Below are 342 nucleotides of genomic sequence, written 5' to 3'. Positions count from 1 at the left end.
CCACAGCAGCAACAGCTCAGGTAGTGGTAAGCGAACAAGCCTTACCAAATGCGGGAACTAACGGAACACTTACCATCTGTGCAGGAAGCACTGTAACATCGGCACAGTTATTTGCAGCCTTAGGAGGAAGCCCAGCTACAGGAGGTACTTGGTCACCAGCATTAGCAGGCGCTAATACCTATACATATACCGTAGCAGCAACGGCACCATGTACCACAGCAGCAATAGCTCAGGTAGTGGTAAGCGAGCAAGCTTTACCAAATGCGGGAACTAACGGAACACTAACGATCTGTGCAGGAAGCACGGTAACATCAGGGCAGTTATTTGCAGCCTTAGGAGGAA

1 protein-coding gene is annotated in these 342 nt (G+C 50.0%); it reads left to right on the top strand.

Features of this window, described 5'->3' with window-relative positions:
* On the top strand, positions 1-342 hold a 342-nt coding region (locus ACXAG7_RS20055), incomplete at both ends, for a hypothetical protein (protein ID WP_476667940.1).

Source organism: Tenacibaculum sp. AWR4_210 (assembly GCF_056160945.1).
This window is presented reverse-complemented; position numbering and strand designations above follow the sequence as displayed.